Origin of the sequence: Bacillus sp. MZGC1, assembly GCF_002998605.1 — a bacterium.
GTDB lineage: Bacteria > Bacillota > Bacilli > Bacillales > Bacillaceae > Bacillus.
Genome location: NZ_PVRE01000003.1, coordinates 377,463 through 393,713, shown reverse-complemented (window position 1 = coordinate 393,713; position 16,251 = coordinate 377,463). Strand labels below are relative to the sequence as shown.

General features: G+C 41.9%; 17 protein-coding genes. 16 read left to right on the top strand and 1 reads right to left on the bottom strand.

Annotation, left to right across the window (positions count from 1 at the left end):
- Positions 1-14: 14 nt before the first annotated feature.
- The 11 genes from C6Y06_RS11475 (at position 15) to C6Y06_RS11425 (ending at position 11,653) form a co-directional block, all read left to right on the top strand.
- Positions 15-584 carry a biotin transporter BioY gene (locus C6Y06_RS11475; protein ID WP_223251059.1) on the top strand — a complete coding sequence of 190 codons (570 nt, stop codon included), beginning with the start codon at positions 15-17 and terminating at the stop codon, positions 582-584.
- Positions 581-2,038 carry an acyl-CoA synthetase gene (locus C6Y06_RS11470; RefSeq protein ID WP_106036919.1) on the top strand — a complete coding sequence of 486 codons (1,458 nt, stop codon included), beginning with the start codon at positions 581-583 and terminating at the stop codon, positions 2,036-2,038. Before C6Y06_RS11475 ends, C6Y06_RS11470 begins: the two co-directional genes overlap by 4 nt.
- Complete coding sequence (locus C6Y06_RS11465; RefSeq protein WP_106031253.1) at positions 2,026-3,114, top strand: acetyl-CoA C-acyltransferase; 1,089 nt, start codon at positions 2,026-2,028, stop codon at positions 3,112-3,114. The genes C6Y06_RS11470 and C6Y06_RS11465 overlap by 13 nt, the downstream gene beginning before the upstream one ends.
- A 73-nt stretch (positions 3,115-3,187) precedes the next feature.
- Positions 3,188-4,270: an endolytic transglycosylase MltG gene (mltG, locus tag C6Y06_RS11460; RefSeq protein WP_106036918.1), complete on the top strand. Its 1,083-nt coding sequence runs from the start codon at positions 3,188-3,190 to the stop codon at positions 4,268-4,270.
- Positions 4,271-4,481: 211 nt separating this feature from the next.
- On the top strand, positions 4,482-5,147 hold the full coding sequence (locus tag C6Y06_RS11455; protein ID WP_106036917.1) for an O-methyltransferase: 666 nt from the start codon (positions 4,482-4,484) through the stop codon (positions 5,145-5,147).
- On the top strand, positions 5,144-6,073 hold the full coding sequence (locus C6Y06_RS11450; protein ID WP_106036916.1) for a peptidase U32 family protein: 930 nt from the start codon (positions 5,144-5,146) through the stop codon (positions 6,071-6,073). The genes C6Y06_RS11455 and C6Y06_RS11450 overlap by 4 nt, the downstream gene beginning before the upstream one ends.
- A gap of 20 nt (positions 6,074-6,093) precedes the next feature.
- Positions 6,094-7,362: a peptidase U32 family protein gene (locus tag C6Y06_RS11445; protein ID WP_066030609.1), complete on the top strand. Its 1,269-nt coding sequence runs from the start codon at positions 6,094-6,096 to the stop codon at positions 7,360-7,362.
- A gap of 7 nt (positions 7,363-7,369) precedes the next feature.
- Positions 7,370-8,002, top strand: a complete 633-nt coding sequence (gene udk / locus C6Y06_RS11440) for a uridine kinase (protein WP_024423106.1) — start codon at positions 7,370-7,372, stop codon at positions 8,000-8,002.
- Between the two features lie 652 nt (positions 8,003-8,654).
- A complete protein-coding gene (greA, locus tag C6Y06_RS11435; protein WP_007501433.1) occupies positions 8,655-9,128 on the top strand; it encodes a transcription elongation factor GreA in 474 nt (157 codons plus the stop codon).
- Positions 9,129-9,178: 50 nt separating this feature from the next.
- Positions 9,179-10,921, top strand: a complete 1,743-nt coding sequence (locus C6Y06_RS11430; protein ID WP_106036915.1) for a peptidoglycan D,D-transpeptidase FtsI family protein — start codon at positions 9,179-9,181, stop codon at positions 10,919-10,921.
- A 66-nt stretch (positions 10,922-10,987) separates the two neighbouring features.
- Complete coding sequence (locus C6Y06_RS11425) at positions 10,988-11,653, top strand: YrrS family protein (protein WP_106036914.1); 666 nt, start codon at positions 10,988-10,990, stop codon at positions 11,651-11,653.
- A 38-nt stretch (positions 11,654-11,691) separates the two neighbouring features.
- Here C6Y06_RS11425 and C6Y06_RS11420 read toward each other — a convergent pair whose 3' ends face one another.
- Positions 11,692-11,895, bottom strand: coding sequence for a YrzA family protein (locus C6Y06_RS11420; RefSeq protein WP_034620637.1), 204 nt, complete (start codon positions 11,893-11,895; stop codon positions 11,692-11,694).
- A gap of 186 nt (positions 11,896-12,081) precedes the next feature.
- Between C6Y06_RS11420 and C6Y06_RS11415 the strand changes: the two genes are divergently transcribed.
- From C6Y06_RS11415 to C6Y06_RS11395, 5 genes are all read left to right on the top strand, one after another.
- Positions 12,082-12,723 (top strand): class I SAM-dependent DNA methyltransferase, encoded by a 642-nt coding sequence (locus C6Y06_RS11415; RefSeq protein ID WP_106036912.1) that lies wholly within the window; start codon positions 12,082-12,084, stop codon positions 12,721-12,723.
- Positions 12,724-12,738: 15 nt separating this feature from the next.
- Positions 12,739-13,434 (top strand): 5'-methylthioadenosine/S-adenosylhomocysteine nucleosidase, encoded by a 696-nt coding sequence (mtnN, locus tag C6Y06_RS11410; RefSeq protein WP_034661478.1) that lies wholly within the window; start codon positions 12,739-12,741, stop codon positions 13,432-13,434.
- Between the two features lie 46 nt (positions 13,435-13,480).
- On the top strand, positions 13,481-14,404 hold the full coding sequence (locus C6Y06_RS11405) for a PLP-dependent cysteine synthase family protein (RefSeq protein ID WP_106036911.1): 924 nt from the start codon (positions 13,481-13,483) through the stop codon (positions 14,402-14,404).
- Position 14,405: 1 nt separating this feature from the next.
- Positions 14,406-15,554, top strand: coding sequence for a bifunctional cystathionine gamma-lyase/homocysteine desulfhydrase (locus C6Y06_RS11400; protein WP_106036910.1), 1,149 nt, complete (start codon positions 14,406-14,408; stop codon positions 15,552-15,554).
- 72 nt (positions 15,555-15,626) lie between these two features.
- On the top strand, positions 15,627-15,857 hold the full coding sequence (locus tag C6Y06_RS11395; protein ID WP_041815772.1) for a YrhC family protein: 231 nt from the start codon (positions 15,627-15,629) through the stop codon (positions 15,855-15,857).
- The last annotated feature ends 394 nt before the right edge of the window (positions 15,858-16,251 follow it).

Here is a 16,251-nt window from a genome sequence, read left to right as displayed (position 1 = left end):
AGTGAGGGGCATGAATGTTGAAAATTCAAGATATGATGCAAATGGCGTTAATGACAGCGGTTATCGGAATGTTAGGGTTGATCCCGCCGATTTTACTTACGTTTACACCTGTACCAATCACATTGCAAACGGCAGGTCTTTTGCTTGCTGGGGGGCTGTTAAAACCAAAACAGGCACTGATCAGTTTACTTCTGTTCCTCTTGGTTGTGGCAGCAGGCGCACCTCTTTTGTCTGGTGGGAGAGGCGGAATTGGAGTCTTTTTTGGGCCAAGCGGAGGTTTTTTATTAGCTTATCCAGTGGCTGCTCTTATGATCAGTTTTTGGCTGAACCGACTAAAAAAAGTGACCGCTCTGCGTCTTTTTATGATCTTTGCGGTATGCAGTATTGGAATTTTGTATCTATGCGGCATTCCTTTTCAAGCCATGATGATGGATATAAAGGTCACTCAGGCAGCTCTTCTTAGTCTGATTTATATTCCAGGTGATCTCATCAAAGCGGGCATGTGTGCCGTTCTCACGGTGAAAATCATTGAGGCCATGTCATATCGAAAAAGGGATGTGCATAAAGGGAGGCGTGCGGTTTGAACAGAATAACGGATAGCTATGCATTACATGCAGAAATGAACCCAGATCATATCGCCATCATTGATGGAAAAGAAAGGGTCACTTATCAAGAGTGGTATGAACGTGTCCAGACATCGGCACAATGGCTACAACGAACGGCTCATGAGAAAAAAAGAGTCGCTTTTTTATTATCAAATGGTGCTTCTTTCTTGCAAATATTTGCTGGCGCTGCTTGTGCAGGGTGGACAGCTATCCCGCTTGATCCGAGATGGGGCCATGAGGAATGTGTAGAAAAGCTCTTGTTAAGTGAGGCAGCTCTCGTCATTATAGAGGATCGATATATGAAAAGATTTGAAAAACACAGCGTAGACATGCCGGTTTTTTCTTTATCTGAATGGAAGGAAAGAATGAGCCTGATCACACAAGGTAACAAAAGCGACAGCGAGAACGACCCTGTCTTTTATATGGGATTTACGTCAGGATCAACGGGTTCACCTAAAGCCTTTATCAGGCGTCAGCAGTCATGGATCGAAAGCTTTCGAACGACAGCGGTTACATTTGGAATCACTCATCAAGATCATGTTCTTATAGCAGGCACACTCTTATCCTCTCACTTTTTATATGGTGCCATCAGTACCCTATACTTTGGCGGCACAGTGACGCTTTTAGAAAAATTCACGCCAGTGAAAGCAAAGAAAGCTTTAGAGACAGGAGACATCACTGTTATGTATACTGTCCCGACAATGACAGAATCGTTACTGCAAATTAATGTTTTTGAGGGAGATAACCCGCTTCTTGTCATATCATCCGGAGCAGATTGGGGCATCTCATCAAAAAAACAACTTGTCACCAACTATCCGCATGTCACTTTTTTTGATTTTTACGGCACATCAGAGTTAAGCTTTGTTTCCTACTTATCTTCAAATGACTTTCTGCAAAAACCTTCTTCTGTCGGACGACTCTTTTCTTCCATTCAAGTTGAAGTGAGGCGGGCCGATCAATCTGTCTGCCAGCCAAATGAGACAGGAAGAATTTATGTGAAGAGCCCAATGTCTTTTTCAGGCTACTTACATGAGGTGAAACCGCCGGAGGAGTGGCTGACAGTTTATGATATGGGCTGGATGGATGAAGACGGCTATTTGTATATGAGCGGCCGTGAGAATGGCATGATCGTCTATGGGGGGCTGAATATTTTTCCGGAGGAAATTGAACGCGTGCTAAATGAACAGCCCGAGGTGAAGCGGTCGATTGTGGTTGGCGTTCCTGACCCATATTGGGGTGAAATTCCTGTTGCCATTATTGAAGAAGGACAGCAGACAAAGACGGTTCGGCAAGCTGTCAAAGAAAAATTGGCTGCCTACAAGATGCCTAAAAAATGGCTTGTCATTGATCAAATGATTGAAACATCTGGGGGAAAAATAGCACGTGCCAGCATGAAAAAGTGGGCGGAGGAGCAGTTGTCATGCAAGCAGTAATCGTACAAGCAAAACGGACACCCTTCGGTGATAAAAACGGGATGCTGAAGGATTATCGTCCAGAGCAATTAGCCGCGCCCCTTATTCAGCATTTGTCTCAAGGGATGACGCCGGACGACGTCATATTAGGCAATGTTGTAGGAGGCGGCGGAAATATGGCCCGTCTGTCCTCATTAGAAGCAGGGCTTTCTTTGCACGTTCCTGGTATGACGATTGATAGGCAGTGTGCCTCTGGTCTTGAAGCAATCCGAACAGCTTGCGTCATGGTTCAATCAGGGGAAGGTTCAATGTATATCGCTGGCGGGACTGAGAGCATTTCCAGATCACCAATGAAAGAAAGAGCCCGCTTTTCACCTGAATGGATAGGAGATCCGGCTATGGGCGAAGCAGCAGAGCTGACCGCCTCGAGATTTTCTGTGACAAGAAAAGAACAAGATGATTATGCGCAATTAAGCTGGGAAAGAAGTATAGACTCAATCAAACGTGGTACATATTCAGAGGAAATTGTTTCGATTAGCGGACTGAGCATTGATGAAGCGGCCGCTAAAATAAGACCGATGGAGAAGCTCATCCAGCGGGCAAAGCCTGTATTTTCACCGGGAAAGGGAACTGTGACTGCCGCCAATAGCTGCAAAGAAGCAGACGGGGCAGCAGCGGTCGTTGTGATGGAAAGAGCGTTAGCGGAGGCGAATGATTTTCAGCCGATGCTGCGATATGCTGGAAGTGCTGTGACGGCGATGCATCCACATTTTCCAGCTGCTGCGCCGATTGATGCGATCAAGAAACTTCTAGATCAAGAGAAAATTAAGGCAGAGGATGTAGCGCTGTTTGAAATCAATGAAGCCTTTGCTCTGAAAATAGCGTTGATTGCTCGTACGCTTGGTATTCCTTATGACCGGATCAATAAAAGAGGCGGTGCACTTTGTCTTGGTCATCCATACAGCGCATCGGGAGCTGCTATGATGGTGAGACTATTTTACGAAGCACGCGCTTTACCAAATGGAAGCTATGTCATGGCTGCTATTGGAAGCGGTGGCGGCGTTGGTTTAGCCGTATTATGTCAAGTTCTGTCATGAGATGCATGAGCAAGTAATTGCCGAACTCCGTCGAATCATGTACTATAAAAGCTAGATGTGAGGAGGGCCATGCATGTTTTCAGAACAAAAGAAACGACCATTTTTTAAAAGAAAAATGGGGATCGTCCTGTTATCTGTTCTTGCTGTCATCATCATTGCAGCATTATCAGGCTTTTTATATGTTAAATCAGCACTTGGACCGGTCGATCAAAAAAGCAAACAAACGATTAATATTCATATTCCAAATGGGACATCTGTCCGTGAGATTGCGGGCATTTTAAAAGAAAATGGGCTCATTTCGAATGACACGATTTTCACTTATTATGCAAAATACAAAAATGCGTCCGGATTTAAAGCGGGGTATTTTCATTTAAAACAAACGATGGACGCAGACAAGCTGATTCAAAAGCTGACATCTGGAGGGACAGACTACGCCTTTCAGCTTGTGATTCCAGAAGGAAAACAGCTGTCTGATATTGCGGCGATTATTGCAAACCAGACGCATTTTTCAGCCAAGGAAGTGGAAGCAAAGCTTGATGATCCTGCGTTTATTCAAACGTTAATGAAAAAATATCCGAAAACGGTGACATCACAGGTAAATGGCAAACAGGTGAAACATCCGTTAGAAGGTTATTTATTCCCTGCGACGTATCCATTTTATCGCGAGGATGAATCACTCGAAACGATCATTGAAACAATGATTAAACAAACAGATCAATACGTGAAAACGTATGAAAAAGACATGAAAAAGACAAACATGTCCATACATGATGTGTTAACGATGGCATCACTGATTGAAATGGAAGCGACGGAAAAGACGGATCGAGCAAAAATCTCCAGTGTATTTTATAACCGGTTGAAAAAGGACATGCCGCTTCAAACCGACCCAACCGTTCTTTATGCACTGGGTGAGCATAAATCGCGCGTTTATTACAAAGACCTTAAGGTGAAATCTCCTTATAATACGTATAATAACAAGGGGCTGCCGCCTGGACCTATTGCAAATGCTGGTGAATCTTCATGGAAAGCGGCACTGCATCCAGAGAAAACGGATTATGTGTATTTCCTTGCGAAGAAAAATGGAGAAGTCGTCTTTACGAAAACGTTAAATGAGCACAACAAAGCGAAAGCAAAATACATCACAGGCAGTAATTAATGTACATGTGAATCGAAAAAGACTGTAGACAATACAAGATTGCCTGCAGTTTTTTTCGTTGAAATATCCATTTTATAGGTTCGCAATTACCACTTCTTTGTGGTAAAATATATCGGGTTGTTTTTACTTAGATGAACGAAAGATTGACGAGAAAGAGAGCTGCAATAGGCAGGACTCTTCTTTTTCAGGTCATGAAGGAGCTAGACAAATAATGACTATCGAAGATGATCAAATCAATGATTATATTGAACATTTAATTCACCCAAGTCCTGATGCAATCGCTCAATTAGAGGTATACGCAAAAGAGCACCATGTGCCAATTATGGAAAAGGTGAGCATCGAGCTTTTACTGCAGCTGCTGTCGATGAAAAAGCCGAAGAAAATTCTTGAGGTTGGGACAGCGATTGGCTACTCCGCCATTCGAATGGCGACAACTCTGCCAGATGCTGAGATTTATACGATTGAGCGAAATGCGAAACGCTATGAAGAAGCGACACGGAACATTGAGGAATTAAAGTTAAAAGAAAGAATACACGTGTTCTTTGGTGATGCCATGGAATCGGCTAAAACGGTCCAAACGATGGCGCCCTATGACGTGATCTTTATTGATGCCGCAAAAGGGCAGTACAAACGTTTTTTTGAGCTGTTTGAATCGATGCTTGCTCATGACGGAATGATCATAACAGACAACGTATTATTCAAAGGCTTAGTGGCAACGAACTATGAAGATGAAATTGAAGATAAACGAAAAAAACAATTAATTGGAAAAATTGATCGATACAATCAATGGCTCATGTCAAACCCTGATTTCCAAACGTGTATTATTCCAGTTGGAGACGGGATCGCCATTAGTACAAAAAGAGGTGACCAATCATGAAAAAACCAGAATTGCTTGTGACGCCAAGCAAGGTGTCAGACGTACTGCCATTAATCGAGGCGGGAGCTGATGCATTCTTCATAGGCGAACAAACATACGGTATTCGTCTTGCAGGCGAGTTTTCAAGAGAAGATGTGAAACAGACGGTTGAGCTGGCACATGCGCATCACAAAAAAGTGTATGTGGCGATGAACGCGATTTTTCATAATGACCGTGTGCAGCTGCTTGGAGATTATTTAACCTTTCTCGATGCATTAAACGTAGATGGCGTCGTCTTTGGAGACCCAGCCGTGATCATGGCCGCAAAGGAAACTGGGGTGAGCCTGAATCTCCACTGGAGTACAGAAACGACTGGGACAAACTATTACACTTGTAACTACTGGGGCAGAAAAGGCGCAACGCGTGCTGTTCTTGCCAAAGAGCTGAACATGGACAGTGTAATCGACATTAAAGAAAATGCTGAGGTGGAAATCGAAATTCAAGTTCATGGCATGACATGTATGTTTCAATCGAAACGTACGCTCATTGGCAACTACTTTGAATACCAAGGCAAACAAATGGACGTTGAAGGCAATAATATGGAGGAAGGACTATTCCTTCATGACCAGGAACGTCAAAACAAATACCCTATTTTCGAGGATGCAAACGGCACACATATTATGAGTCCTAATGATGTGTGTATGATTGACGAATTAGAAGAATTTGTTGACGCAGGCATTGACTCATTTAAAATTGACGGAATTTTAAAGTCACTTTCTTATATGACAGAGGTGACGTCACTATATAGAAAAGCCATTGATTTACTAGTGACTGATAAGGAAGCCTATGAAGATCAGAAAGATGAATGGGTGGAGCGGATTGAAGAGATTCAGCCTGTCAACCGTTCAATCGATACAGGATTCTTCTTTAAAGAAACGGTTTATTAATATAAGAGGAGGCAGAGGAAATGGCACTATTGAAAGATGGTATTTCTGAAATAATTGATGGAAAACGTGTCATTACAAAAAAACCAGAACTGCTTGCACCAGCAGGAAACTTGGAAAAGCTGAAAATTGCTGTACATTACGGAGCAGACGCGGTCTTTATTGGCGGGAAAGAATTTGGACTTCGCTCAAATGCCGATAACTTTTCAATTGAAGAAATGGCTGAAGGCGTCGCATTTGCAAACAAATACGGTGCACGAATTTATGTGACAACGAATATCTTTGCCCACAACGAAAACATGGACGGACTTGAGGAATACCTTCAAGGGATTGAAGGCGCTGGAGTAGCGGGCATTATTGTGGCTGACCCGCTGATCATTGAAACGTGTAAACGTGTCGCCCCGAAGCTTGAAGTCCATTTAAGCACACAGCAATCTCTTTCGAATTGGAAAGCTGTTCAGTTTTGGAAGGAAGAAGGTCTTGAGCGTGTGGTGCTTGCTCGCGAGACAAGTGCGCTGGAAATTAGAGAAATGAAAGAAAAGGTCGATATTGAAATTGAAACGTTCATTCACGGTGCAATGTGTATTGCTTACTCTGGCCGCTGCGTGCTCAGTAACCACATGACGGCAAGAGATTCTAACCGCGGAGGCTGCTGCCAGTCCTGCCGCTGGGATTATGATCTTTATAAACTAGAAGGTTCTGAGGAAGCGCCATTGTTTGGAGAGGAAGACGCACCATTTGCGATGAGTCCAAAAGACTTAAAGCTTGTCGAATCCATTCCTCAAATGATCGAAATGGGAATTGACAGCTTGAAAATCGAAGGGCGAATGAAATCAATTCATTATGTGGCAACTGTCGTGAGTGTATATCGCAAAGTCATTGACGCCTATTGTGCTGACCCGGACAATTTTGTCATTCAGCAGGAATGGTTAGATGAACTAGATAAATGCGCAAACCGTGACACAGCGCCAGCCTTTTTCGAAGGTGTACCAGGAACGGATGAACAAATGTTTGGCATTCATGGAAAGAAAACGACATTTGATTTCGCAGGTCTCGTTCTTCATTATGATGAAAAAGAACAAATCGTCACATTGCAGCAGCGCAACTTCTTTAAAGCTGGCGATGAAGTCGAATTTTTCGGACCAGAAATTGAGAATTTCACATGCAAAATTGAGACGATTTGGGATGAAAAAGGAAATGAACTAGATGCCGCTCGTCATCCGCTGCAAATCGTAAAATTCAAGCTCGATCAAAAAGTATACCCTAGCAACATGATGAGAAAGGGGAAATAACAGGCACATGAGGAGTAAACCAGTTGTCATTGGAATTGCTGGCGGCTCGGGTTCAGGTAAAACGAGCGTCACCAATTCGATCTATGAAAAATTTAAAGGACATTCCATCCTCATGCTTCAGCAAGATTTATATTACAAAAATCAAAGTCATATGCCATTTGAAGAGCGCTTGCTTACGAATTATGATCATCCGCTTGCATTCGACAATGACCTGATGTTTGAGCATTTGGAACAGCTCCTAAGGTACGAATCCATTGAAAAACCAATATATGATTTCAAGCTAAACACACGTTCAGAAGAGACTGTCCATGTTGAACCAAAGGATGTCATCATCGTTGAAGGCATCTTTGCACTAGAAGATGAACGTCTGAGAGACTTAATGGATATTAAACTGTATGTTGATACAGATGCAGACCTTCGCATCATTCGCCGCATTTTACGCGATACAAAAGAAAGAGGCCGTTCAATCGATTCTGTGATTGAACAGTATGTATCTGTTGTCAGACCAATGCATAATCAATTCATTGAACCGACAAAGCGATACGCCGATATCATCATCCCAGAAGGCGGCCAAAACCATGTGGCGATTGACCTAATGGTGACAAAAATTCAAACGATTCTTCAAAACCGAGCAGAGTAAATGGTGGAGAAGAAAAAGACCTTTACATTGTAAAGGTCTTTTCAACATCATGATAAAGAGAATAAATACCAATATTTCACTTGTTTCTATAAGTAGAAGCTGCTTAAATATTTTTAGAAGGAACACCTTGAATGAAAGATTTGGTATGATAGGAAAACAATGATGTGAAATAGATGTAGAAAAATGCCGTTTTCAAGCTGAATATTGAAGTTGTTTCGATTTTGTAATAGTATATTAAAAAAACGACAAACAAATCATCACAAATTTTCAAACAATTCTTGATCAAAAAGCAATTTTGTAATAATATAGCATAGACATATCGTACACTGACCATATTATGTATTGGAAGATGGAGAATGGATAAGCTATTCTTCTACATATGATCGAAATGGCGAACGAGGTACAGGAGCTTCCTGTGCCTTTCCACAGTTTGTGCGATGAAGATAGATCATCTTTAGACCACTGAGAGTGGTTCTGTCTGAAAAAAGGCATAATAGTTGCATCTAAAAGGGACGCCATGTAAGATGGACTTTTACAAATATGGGACAGAAGGAATGAGGGCCTGAAGAAGTCCTCATTCTTGTATATTTCAGTCGTCACTCACGTGCAGAAAGTTTGTATGATGAGGATTAATAGAAGGAGTGAATGATTCATGGCACAAGAGAAAGTATTTCCAATGACAGAAGAAGGAAAACGTAAATTAGAAGAAGAGCTTGAATATTTGAAAACGGTTAAACGTAAAGAGGTTGTAGAGCGTATTAAAATTGCTAGAAGCTTTGGAGACCTCTCTGAGAACTCGGAATATGATTCTGCTAAAGAAGAGCAAGCGTTTGTAGAAGGGCGTATCACAACGCTTGATAATATGATTCGCAATGCCAAAATTATCGAAGATGAAGGAAACTCAAATATTGTCTCACTTGGTAAAACAGTCACATTCGTTGAATTACCAGACGGAGAAGAAGAGTCTTACACTATCGTTGGAAGTGCAGAAGCTGATCCGTTCGAAGGAAAGATTTCAAACGATTCACCAATCGCAAAAAGTCTGTTAGGCAAACAAGTAGACGACAAAGTAACCGTTCAAACACCTGGCGGAGAAATGTTCGTCCAAATTGTAAAAATTTCATAATCACGTTTATACGATAAACACCTCGTCCACAATAGGGACGAGGTGTTTTTATGCGCAAAAAACGTAGAATTCAATGGACAGGTGCTATTATTTTTATGCTGCTTCTCGGTCTTCTCATGAGACTGGCAGAAATTCAACTGTTCTTCACAGAATCTTTTTCAAAGCTTGATATCAATTTAATACAAGAAAGTGTCAAACAGCGTACAGAAGAAGTGGTCATTTCAGATGGCCGCGGTGAATTTTTAGATCGAAACGGCGAAGCGCTTCTCACAAAAGAACAGCCCGCGGTTATCTTATTTCCTTTTCTGCAATATGATCTTCCTCATTTAAAACAAACCGCCTCTATTCTCGAGATGGAAGAAGATGAACTCAAAAAACAGCTGACAGAAACCAAAAAACCTCTGATTCTCAAAGATGACATCACGAAAAAAAAGCTGAAAGACATCAATGATATGAAATATTCAGGTGTTTACGGCGTATATATGAAAGAGAAGGACAAAAAAAGACTTGCCCTCCACACATTAGGCTTCACGAGTGAAAATCCAGAATTGCTCAGAAAGCGTTATCCTGACAAAAAAGAGCTTTCCATCCGTACAGAAATCGGTACTTTTGGGCTAGAAAGTACCTTTGACGAATTTCTATTACCCGAGCAAGACACAAAATTGTTATATCATGTGGACGGAAGGGGAAACCCTTTGTTTGGAATGGACGTCAAATATACAGCAGAGGCTCATTCATTTTATCCTCTTCAGGTTCAAACAACAATTGATGAAAACATGCAAGCTGAAATGGAGAAAGTTCTGAAAGAACAAGACGTCGAAAAAGGCGGGGCCGTTCTGCTCGACATTGAAAGCAGCAGCGTGCTGGCGATGGCGAGTACGCCAAATGTCACAAGCAAAAACCGGCATGAGGCAAGAAATTATATGCTGACTGCCATGGCACCAGGCTCTGTCTTTAAAACCGCTGTACTTGCCGCAGCAATCGAAAAAAACCTCGACCAGCCACAAACGATGTATGACTGTCGAAAGAATTTATATGGAGAGCCAGAAGGAACGCAGGAAGTGCTGAATCTGTCTGAGAGCTTTTCGCAGAGCTGTAATTATACCTTTGCGACACTTGCTGGCAAGCTTATCCAAACAGATGATCAAATCATCGAAAAGACGGCTGCAAAGCTTGGACTCATTGATCGAGCTGGCTGGGAAGGGGATGTCTATCATAAGCAGCATTTCAAACAGTTTGATCGTGAAGAAACCGGCAGTGTGTGGGGAGATAAAAGAGACAAGCATGTCAAAAAAGCCATTGCCCAAACCGCAATAGGACAAAAAAATGTCAAAACGACTCCTTTGCAAATCGCCAATATGATGGCATCGATTGCGAGAGGCGGAGAACGAAAAGAAGTGAAAATCGCTGAAAAAGTGCTGTATCAAAACGGAACAACGATGCTAACCTTTCAAAACAAACGACCGGAAGGAGACAGTATTGACCGCTATACAGCTCAAAAGCTGCAAAAGTACTTAAGGCAGGTGGTGACGTCTGACAAAGGAACAGGAAGAAGGTTTCAAGATCTTCCATTTGATGTAGCGGGGAAATCAGGCACTGCCCAAACCGGCAGTAAAGATAAAAAGGGGAATCCGCTTTATCATAAGTGGTTTGCTGGGTACTTTCCGGTGGGAAAACCAAAATATGCTCTTGTCGTTGTTCACCTTGATGAGGCAAGTGGCCGGGCTAAGACAAATGATGCGTTTTATGATATTGTAAAAAAGGTCAATGAAATTGAAAAGAAACAGACATAGAACATCCCTTCATGTCATGTTAGAATAGTAACGACTTAGGGAACGAGGCAAAGGAGTGCAGAGATTTTGAGTAGAAATTCTCGATTTGAACATCGTGATAAGCGCAGAAAGGCGAATATGGTGCTTAACATATTAATTGGTATCGTTGTGGTGCTTATTTTGGTTGTCGCATCGAGTTTGTTAATTTTTAATAAACCGAAAGACACAGATGTAGCGGATGCACCATCTAAAACGGCGCCTGCAACAAGTGAAAATAAACAAAAATCAGAAGAAGATGTGAAAGATCAAAAGAAAGACACATCCGATGATGCAGATGCAAAAAAAGAGGACTCATCTGATCAAGACGACGATACGAAGAAGACAGATGATGAAGAAGAGCCTAATAAAGATGCGTTAAAAGACGCCAAAGAAACAGACGGCGGCAAAACGAGTGACGTAGACAAAACATATGAAAGCGATGACTGGGAGCCTGTAGGAACAGAGCAATCCGGTTCACATACAGCAACCTATGATTCTAACTCAAAAGACTGGAAAGAAATGATCAAAGCCATGTCCTATGCGACGGGGATTTCAGAAGATCAAATGACAGTTCTTTGGTTAGGAAATAACGGAGGTCCTCAAGATGCAAAGGGAACCATCCGTGAAAAATCATCAGGTGAACGCTACCGCGTGGAAATCACATGGGTAGATGAAAAAGGCTGGAAACCTGTAAAGGTTGAAAAATTAAAATAAACATGAAAAAAAGATAGCAGATATGCTATCTTTTTTATTTAGATATTCGCCTTAAAATGAACAACCGCTGTATACAAAATCCGGTCATCAATCACAGTCGTTTGATGACTGACAGAATGAACAGTCAGCAAGATTGCCTGATTATGTTCAATTTGTTTTTGGATCTTTTGTTCAAGTTCTTTTAAAGACGATGCTTCAAAGAATTCAATTTTATCCTTTAGAAAATCCAACTGAAAATCCATTTGATTCACCCCTCCATGCTCTTCATTCATCTTAATCTCTCTCCTCTAAAAGGGCAAATATTTTTCTACCCCTCCCAGTATTTTTTAGTAGGAAAGAAACAGAAGATGTGGTAGGATAGGAACTGTTCGACGCATTAAAACATACTATACGCATAGGAATAAATAGATAAAGTGGAGGGAAAGAAAATGGGACGTGAGTTTCTTTCTTTATTTGATCATTGGGCTGACTCTTATGACGACACGGTAAGTGGTCATGATGAGCAGTATGAAGAAGTGTTTCGCCGGTATCCGGCCATTTTAAAAGAAATTACTCGCCGTGCAGGTCAATATGTTCTTGAGTTTGGAAGCGGCACGGGGAATCTAACAGTGGCACTGCTCGCAGCTGATAAGAACGTGTTTGGCGTTGAACCATCAGACGCCATGAAGAAAGCGGCTCTTCAAAAGGGAGTACCCGATGTATTTCATGATGGGGATTTTTTATCATTTCCAGCGCCGCCATTTGAGCCGGATACGATTGTCAGTTCATATGCTTTCCACCATTTAACGGACGAAGAAAAAAAACAAGCCATTCACACCTATAGCAACATCCTTCACTCAGATGGTAAAATAGTCTTTGCTGATACAATGTTTCAAAATCAAGCAGCACATCAAGCGGAAATCGACAAAGCGAAAGCCGCAGGATTCGATCAGCTTGCTGAGGATTTAGAAACGGAATATTATCCATCCATTGATGTGCTAAAGCAAATCTTTGAAGAAGAAGGTTTTAGCACGTCCTTTCATCAAATGAATGATTTTGTTTGGATCGTAGAAGCGAAGAAAAGGGAATGAAAGGATGTTTTTGATTTGAAAATCGCAGTCATAGGTGCAATGGAAGAAGAAGTGACAATATTAAGAGATCAACTAAAGAATGCTACACAAGAAAACATCGCTGGGTGTGAATTCACAACAGGTGTTTATGAAGATAAAGAAGTGATTTTATTAAAATCAGGGATTGGAAAAGTAAATGCAGCGGTCAGCACAACACTTCTGCTTGACCGCTTTCAGCCGGATTATGTGATCAATACAGGATCTGCTGGCGGTTTCCATCACACATTAAATGTAGGGGATATTGTCATTTCTACTGATGTTCGACATCATGATGTGGATGTGACAATCTTTGATTACGAATACGGACAAGTACCAGGGTTGCCAGCTGCTTTCGCTGCAGACGAAAAGCTTGTGAAGCTGGCAGAGGAATCGGCTTTAGAGATCGATCATATTCAAGTGGCAAAAGGAACAATTGCAACAGGAGATTCGTTTATGAATGATCCGGATCGTGTAGCGTTTGTGAGAGAGAAGTTTCCAGAACTATATGCGGTGGAAATGGAAGCCGCAGCTGTTGCACAAGTTTGCCAGCTCTTTGGAACGCCATTTGTTGTCGTTCGAGCGCTATCTGATATTGCAGGGAAAGAATCCAATGTCTCCTTTGATCAATTTCTTGAGCAAGCAGCGATTCACTCAACCGACCTTGTCTTGCGTATGATAAAGCAAACTCAATAAAAGAAGGGGGTTCCCCCTTCTTTTCCATACAAAGGAAGGGAATCATATGGCTGTCATAAAGGATATTACAGAATTAATTGGCCGCACACCGCTTTTAAAGCTGTCAGGGATTGGCATCCCAGATGGTGTAGAGGTGTATGCAAAACTTGAAATGATGAATCCGGGTGGAAGTATTAAAGATCGTTTAGGTGATATGCTCATAAGAGAAGCATTGGCATCTGGCAAATTGCGTCCAGGCGGAACCATCATTGAAGCAACTGCTGGAAACACAGGAATTGGGCTTGCCCTCAGTGCGAGAAAGCATCAATTGCGGACCATTTTTTGCGTACCAGAACATTTTAGTCAAGAAAAACAACAGCTAATGAAGGCGCTCGGTGCAGAGATTAATCATACACCAAGAAAAGAGGGCATGAAAGGTGCGATTGATCGAGCCCTTGAACTAGAGGCAAGCATTGACAATGCCTATTGCGTTTTACAATTTAAAAACCAAGTAAATCCATTGACTTACTATAAAACGCTTGGCCCAGAGTTATGGTCCGACCTACAAGGAAACATCGATGTGTTTGTGGCAGGAGCGGGATCTGGAGGAACTTTTCAAGGGTGTGCTGCCTATTTAAAAGAGCAGCACCCGGCGTTAAAAACAATTGTTGTCGAACCTGAAGGATCGATTTTAAATGGAGGAGATCCGGGCCCGCATAGAACGGAAGGAATCGGCCTTGAATTTATCCCAGATTATATGGAATCTGCTTTATTCGATGAGATTTACACGGTCAGTGATGATGATGCTTTCCAAATGGTGAAAGAAGCTGCTGAAAAAGAAGGCGTTCTCATTGGAAGCTCTTCAGGTGCCGCATTATATGCCGCTTTAGAGGAAGCAAAGAAGGCAGCACCTGGGACAGTCATTGTCACCATTTTTCCTGACAGCAGTGAACGCTATTTAAGCAAAGGAATTTATGAGGGAGGAAAATAGAATGAAACCAAAAACAATGATGATACACAGCGGAACAACTGGTGATGAAAAAACGGGCGCTGTGTCTGTTCCGATATACCAAGTGAGCACTTATAAGCAGCCGAAAGCAGGCGAACATACAGGGTATGAATATTCTAGAACAGCGAATCCAACAAGAACGGCACTTGAAACCATCATACGTGATCTTGAAGGGGGAGCAAACGGCTACGCATTCGGTTCAGGGATGGCTGCCATTACGGCAGTCATGATGCTGTTTAACAGCGGAGATCATATTGTCCTGACAGATGACGTGTACGGCGGAACCTACCGCGTCATTACAAAGGTACTAAACCGTATTGGCATTCATGCGACCTTCGTGGACACAAGTGATCCTGAAGCGGTGAAAAAAGCAATTTTACCCGAAACAAAAGCGGTTTACATTGAATCACCAACCAATCCTTTACTGAAAATGACTGATCTCAAAGCGATCGGCCAATTGACAAAAGAAGCCAACATCTTAATGATTGTTGATAATACATTTTTTACACCTTATTTCCAAAAACCGATTGAATATGGGGCGGACATTGTCCTCCATAGTGCCACTAAATATTTAGGCGGCCACAGTGATGTCGTAGGCGGGCTTGTTGTAACAGCGACGAAAGAGCTTGGAGAAGAACTTCATTTTGTTCAAAATTCTACAGGTGGAATTCTTGGACCGCAGGATTCATGGCTTCTCATGAGAGGGATCAAAACGCTTGGACTAAGAATGGAAGCACATCAACAAAATGCGCAGAAAATCGCTGAGTTTCTAGAACAACATCCAGCGGTCACACGTGTTTATTACCCAGGTCTTGGTGCTCACCCTGGACATGAACTTGCGAAAACGCAAGCATCAGGCTTCGGCGGAATGATCTCTTTTGATATTGGAAAAGAAGAACATGTCGATGTGTTTTTAAGCCAGCTTAAGCTGTTTACAATCGCAGAAAGCCTTGGAGCGGTTGAAAGCTTAATCTCTGTTCCTGCTCGAATGACTCATGCGTCCATTCCGAAAGACCGCCGGGAGGAGCTTGGCATCACTGATGGTTTAATTCGTATATCCGTTGGGATTGAAGATGTGGATGATTTACTGAATGATATGAAGCAAGGACTAAACGCACTAGTGAATGGATAGATTTACATGCCACTACCTTTCTTTTACTATGTTAAGCTATCAATAGACATGTTAAACAGGAAGGTGATTCAAGTGAAGAAAAAGTGGAGTGGTTTAGTGACAGATTACAAGCAGTACGCTTTTATTTTGCTTGCTGTCAGCACCTTTTTATATATTGGTACGATCATACCGAACCAGCACATCGAAGCATCTCCAAAAATGCTGATGATGGGAATTGATTGTGTTTTCTTATTAGCAGCTTTTCTTTGTGTCAGACGCGCGATCTTTTTTCAAAAGAAACTGCAAGAACTAGATGAAGATTAATTCGAAAAGTCTCCTCATATACGTGAGGGGGCTTTTTTGATTGTATTGGACAAACGGACAAGAATAACTGTAGAAATTTAGTCAAAAACACAAAAATCATCTATATTACTAAAAACAGGTTTACAAAATGGTGCTTGCTGGATATACTTACAAAGTAATTAAAAACGTAAAGGAGGCTGAAGAATATGTTATTCGTATCTACTTGTGATCAATTCAACCAACAATTTCATCATGTCATCAGCCTGTGGAAGAGCTCGTGTCCTTCCTTTACCTTATACGGTGCACGCTTCAAAACTGTTTAAGTAAACGAGGATTTCACGCATCATCCATTGCAGGTTGGAAGACATTGTCTTTTGATCTGCATTTTTGTGTGCCCGCAGGTCAACTGATAAAG

What these genes read in the sequence shown, in the direction of transcription:
- C6Y06_RS11430 (WP_106036915.1), top strand. Translation starts at nt 9,179, where the DNA reads ATGCGCAAAAAACGTAGAATTCAATGGACAGGTGCTATTATTTTTATG.
- C6Y06_RS11415 (WP_106036912.1), top strand. Translation starts at nt 12,082, where the DNA reads ATGGGACGTGAGTTTCTTTCTTTATTTGATCATTGGGCTGACTCTTAT.
- greA (WP_007501433.1), top strand. Translation starts at nt 8,655, where the DNA reads ATGGCACAAGAGAAAGTATTTCCAATGACAGAAGAAGGAAAACGTAAA.
- C6Y06_RS11405 (WP_106036911.1), top strand. Translation starts at nt 13,481, where the DNA reads ATGGCTGTCATAAAGGATATTACAGAATTAATTGGCCGCACACCGCTT.
- C6Y06_RS11420 (WP_034620637.1), bottom strand. Translation starts at nt 11,895, where the DNA reads ATGGATTTTCAGTTGGATTTTCTAAAGGATAAAATTGAATTCTTTGAA.
- C6Y06_RS11455 (WP_106036917.1), top strand. Translation starts at nt 4,482, where the DNA reads ATGACTATCGAAGATGATCAAATCAATGATTATATTGAACATTTAATT.
- udk (WP_024423106.1), top strand. Translation starts at nt 7,370, where the DNA reads ATGAGGAGTAAACCAGTTGTCATTGGAATTGCTGGCGGCTCGGGTTCA.
- C6Y06_RS11465 (WP_106031253.1), top strand. Translation starts at nt 2,026, where the DNA reads ATGCAAGCAGTAATCGTACAAGCAAAACGGACACCCTTCGGTGATAAA.
- C6Y06_RS11475 (WP_223251059.1), top strand. Translation starts at nt 15, where the DNA reads ATGTTGAAAATTCAAGATATGATGCAAATGGCGTTAATGACAGCGGTT.
- mltG (WP_106036918.1), top strand. Translation starts at nt 3,188, where the DNA reads ATGTTTTCAGAACAAAAGAAACGACCATTTTTTAAAAGAAAAATGGGG.
- C6Y06_RS11445 (WP_066030609.1), top strand. Translation starts at nt 6,094, where the DNA reads ATGGCACTATTGAAAGATGGTATTTCTGAAATAATTGATGGAAAACGT.
- C6Y06_RS11400 (WP_106036910.1), top strand. Translation starts at nt 14,406, where the DNA reads ATGAAACCAAAAACAATGATGATACACAGCGGAACAACTGGTGATGAA.
- C6Y06_RS11450 (WP_106036916.1), top strand. Translation starts at nt 5,144, where the DNA reads ATGAAAAAACCAGAATTGCTTGTGACGCCAAGCAAGGTGTCAGACGTA.